The sequence below is a fragment of the Mycetocola sp. genome, assembly GCF_046716805.1.
Classification (GTDB): domain Bacteria; phylum Actinomycetota; class Actinomycetes; order Actinomycetales; family Microbacteriaceae; genus Mycetocola_A.
In genome coordinates this window covers 1-3883 of record NZ_JBKJWH010000111.1, presented here as the reverse complement: position 1 = coordinate 3883, position 3883 = coordinate 1, and the positions used below count along the sequence as shown (strand labels likewise).

Annotated in this window: 4 protein-coding genes; 3 read left to right on the top strand and 1 reads right to left on the bottom strand. The window is 63.5% G+C overall.

The annotated features are described in order from the left end of the window. From ACLQ62_RS08845 to ACLQ62_RS08835, 3 genes are all read left to right on the top strand, one after another. On the top strand, positions 1-948 hold a 948-nt coding region (locus tag ACLQ62_RS08845), incomplete at its 5' end, for a CpaF family protein (RefSeq protein WP_411721277.1). Further along, the gene (locus ACLQ62_RS08840) at positions 945-1901 is read left to right on the top strand and encodes a type II secretion system F family protein (protein WP_411721276.1); all 957 of its coding nucleotides are present in this window, start codon (positions 945-947) and stop codon (positions 1899-1901) included. The genes ACLQ62_RS08845 and ACLQ62_RS08840, both read left to right, overlap by 4 nt. A gap of 186 nt (positions 1902-2087) precedes the next feature. Next, entirely contained in the window at positions 2088-2756 is a 669-nt protein-coding gene (locus ACLQ62_RS08835) for a type II secretion system F family protein (protein WP_411721275.1), read from the top strand. Positions 2757-2900: 144 nt separating this feature from the next. Here ACLQ62_RS08835 and ACLQ62_RS08830 read toward each other — a convergent pair. Then, positions 2901-3883, bottom strand: a 983-nt coding sequence (locus ACLQ62_RS08830) for a zinc-binding dehydrogenase (protein ID WP_411721274.1), incomplete at its 5' end; no start/stop codon positions are given.

Sequence of the window (3883 nt, the reverse complement as noted above, 5' to 3'; positions counted from 1 at the left end):
CTTCGAAGGGTCATCGAACGGATCGTTGCGAAAGTCGGTCGTCGAATCGACGAGTCCTCGCCACTTGTCGACGCTCGGCTCTCTGACGGATCCCGTGTCAATGCGATCATTCCTCCCCTGGCTGTCGACGGATCGTCACTGACCATCCGAAAGTTCGCCCGGGAGCCGTTCAGGGTGACGGACCTCATCCGCTTCGGCACGCTCAGTGTTGACATGGCGACGGTGCTCGACGCGTGCGTTAAGGCGAAGCTGAACATTATCGTGTCCGGTGGTACCGGCACCGGCAAGACCACCCTTCTGAATGTGCTCTCCGGGTTCATACCTCAGGAGGAACGCATCATCACCATCGAAGACGCCGTCGAGCTGCAGTTGCAGCAGGAGCACGTCATTCGGCTGGAATCACGTCCGTCCAATATCGAAGGCAAGGGTGAGGTCACCATCCGCGACCTCGTCCGCAACTCACTCCGAATGCGACCGGATCGCATCGTTATCGGCGAATGCCGCGGCGGTGAGACCCTCGACATGCTCCAGGCAATGAACACCGGCCATGAGGGTTCGATCTCGACGGTGCACTCGAACTCGCCGCGAGACGCCATCTCACGACTGGAGACGCTTGTTCTCATGTCGGGAATGGAACTCCCGCTGAGGGCCATCCGGGAACAGATCGCCTCGGCAATCGACGTGATCGTCCAGATCAGTCGAATGAAAGACGGCACCCGCCGAATCACCCACGTGACCGAAGTCCAGGCCATGGAGGGAGATATCGTGACGCTTCAGGATGCTTTCGTCTTCGACCACGCGGCTGGCCTCGGTCCGGATGGGTCCCTGCTCGGGTCCACGGTAGCGACTGGCGTACGGCCGCGCTTCGTTGATCGCTTCGCAGAGCTCGGCATCCCGCTCTCACCGCACGTGTTCCAGGCCCACCTGTCGACGAAGGGCACACGATGAACGAGATCCTCCTCGTCGCGGGTACGATTGCCGCTCTACTCGCGACGCTCACGTTTGTGTTCTTCGTCATCGCGCCGCCAAGCCCGCGAATCCCCGTCGAACGGCGACGGGCACCGGGAGACACTCCTACGTCGGGCCTGACCCGGCTGACCGATCGCACCGTCGGCGTCATCGAGGGCGCGATCGAGCGACGGGGCAGGGCCCCGTTCAGCGCGGAGCAACTCGAGCAGGCCAGCATACGGATGAAGCCGTCAGCATTTTTGATAATGGTGATCGCAGCCGGTCTCGTGCTCGCTGCCGTCGGCTTGGTGCTCAGCATCGGGACCATCTGGATGGTGCTGTCGATGCTGTTCTTCGCTGCGTTCGCGCCCATCGGAGCGAAAGTTCTCCTCGGGGTACGCGCGGCACGACGACGAGCCAAGTTCAGTGACCAGCTCGACGAATCGCTCACGCTGCTGGCCGGAGGCCTTCGCGCCGGGCACAGTCTGCTCCGCGCCGTCGACGCCGCCTCACAGGAGACCGAGTCTCCTACCGCAGAAGAATTTGCCCGCGTCGTGAACGAGACTCGGCTCGGCCGTGACCTGGGCGACGCTCTCAGCAACACGGCGACGCGCATGCGAAGTGAGGACTTCGAATGGGTCGCCCAGGCCATCGCCATCAACAGGGAGGTTGGCGGCAACCTCTCGATGGTCCTCGATCAGGTCAGTCACACCATCCGGGAACGAAATGAAATCCGGCGCCAGGTCCGGGCACTCGCCGCGGAAGGCAAGATGTCTGCCTGGGTTCTCATCCTCCTGCCGGTTGGCGTTTTTCTGTTCCTTCTTATGACCCAGCCGTCGTACTTCGAGGGTTTCTTCAGCAACCTCCTGGGCATCATCGCCCTCGTCGTTGCAGCCATTCTGCTTCTCGTCGGCTCGTTGTGGATGATGGCCGTCGTCAAGGTGAAGTTCTAAGGAGTCGCCATGATCCCACTGCTCTCCTCACTGGCCATCGCCGGTGGTTTCAGTGCCTTGCTCGGAATCCTCATCGCGGGCGGGCGCAAGGAGGCTGCTCTCGCTGGCGGCATTCCAACCGACCCGGTTGTTCCACGGCCTTCCGGGTCATCGCTTCGTGCCCGGGCGCCGAAGGGATACCTGGCCATGCTCGAACACCGCCTGGCCCTGGCCGGCCGGCCGGCCGCCTGGACGATCGATCGCATTCTCATCGCCAAGCCCGTGCTGACGGCAATCAGCATGCCGCTGGCACTGGTCTGGATTAGCTGGGATCCCAGTCCGATGCGGGTCGTGGGCGGACTTGGCTTCGCCACGCTCTGCTTCTTCGTGCCCGACCTGCTTCTGCACAGCAAGGGGCAGAAACGGCAGGAAGATATTCAGAACTCGCTGGCCGACACCCTCGACCAGATGACCATCGCCGTGGAGGCCGGGCTGGGCTTTGAAGCAGCGATGGCGCAGGCAGCCACCAACGGCAAGGGCGCGCTGGCCGAGGAATTTATCCGAACCCTGCAGGACATGAGCATCGGCAGGGCACGCAAGGACGCGTACCTGGCATTCGGCGAGCGCACCTCCTCAACAGATCTCCGTCGATTCACACGATCCGTTGTGCAGGCGGACACATACGGCATCGCGATCGCGTCTGTGTTGCGTATTCAGGCGGCCGAGATGCGGCTGCGCCGACGTCAGCGTGCCGAAGAGAAAGCGATGAAAATCCCCGTGAAGGTGCTCTTCCCACTCATCTTCTGCATCCTGCCGGTGCTGTTCATCGTCCTGCTCACTCCCGCTGTCCTGCGCATCATCGCCGCGTTCACCTGATCACCCGTTTCACGGGGCGATTGTCGACTCCAGCCGCGCTGGGACGCCGAGGAATCGGCCGAATCGCGCGACAGCGTCGTGAAGTGTCGTGAGCTCGGACCCCGATAGCCCTGTTTTCGTCCGTTTCGGGTGATGTCGCCGCGCCTACGGCTTCAACACGACCTTGATACAGCCGTTCTCCTTCTTTTGGAACATCTCGTACATCTGGGGTGCCTTCTCCAGGGGCACCCGGTGGGTGACGAGGTCTTCCGTGCCGAGCGGGTCAGCCGGGTCCTCGACGAGCGGCAGCAGCTCGCCCCGCCAGCGTTGCACGTTGCACTGCCCCATCCGGATGCTCACCTGCTTGTCGAACAGGGTCTTCATCGGAATCGGGTCGGCCTCTCCGACATAGACACCGCTCAGTGAGACGGTGCCGCCCCTGCGGACCGAGTCGAACGAGTTGTACAAGGCAGCCAGACGGTCGATGCCGGCAGTTTCCATGAGCTTTTTCGCGACACCGTCAGGCAGAAGCCCGACGGCTCCCTGCGCAAACGCGGCTCCCGGGCTGCCGTGCGCTTCGAGCCCGACCGCTTCAACCACAGAATCAGCGCCGCGCCCGTCCGTGGCATCCCGAAGCCGTTCGACGACGTCGTCGGTCAGGTCGAACGTCTCGATGCCGTACCGCTCGGCCATCTCCCGCCGCTCGGGCACGGGCTCGACCGCGAGTACGCGGTGGCCCAGGTGCTTACCGATCCGGCCGACGAACTGACCGACCGGTCCCAGTCCCATCACCGCGAGGATGCCGTCCGATGGCAGGTCGGCGTAAACGACCCCCTGCCAGGCGGTTGGCAGGATGTCGCTGAGGAAGAGATAGCGGTCGTCCGGCAGGTCATGACCGACCTTCGTGGCGTTGAAGTCGGCCAGCGGCACGCGCAGCCGCTCGGCCTGCCCGCCCGGAACGGACCCGTACAGCTCGGTGTAGCCATACAGCGTCGCGCCGGTCCCGGTGTCGGTGTTCTGGGTCGTCTCGCACTGGGTGTGAAGCCCGCGCTGGCACATGTAGCAGTCGCCACAGGCGATGACGAAGGGAATCACCACCCGGTCCCCGGGGGAGAGCCGAGTGACAGCTGAACCGACCTCCTCAACGA

Bases quoted from the DNA above. Each gene is read 5' to 3' on its own strand.
- ACLQ62_RS08835 (WP_411721275.1), top strand. From the start codon at position 2,088: ATGCTCGAACACCGCCTGGCCCTGGCCGGCCGGCCGGCCGCCTGGACG.
- ACLQ62_RS08840 (WP_411721276.1), top strand. From the start codon at position 945: ATGAACGAGATCCTCCTCGTCGCGGGTACGATTGCCGCTCTACTCGCG.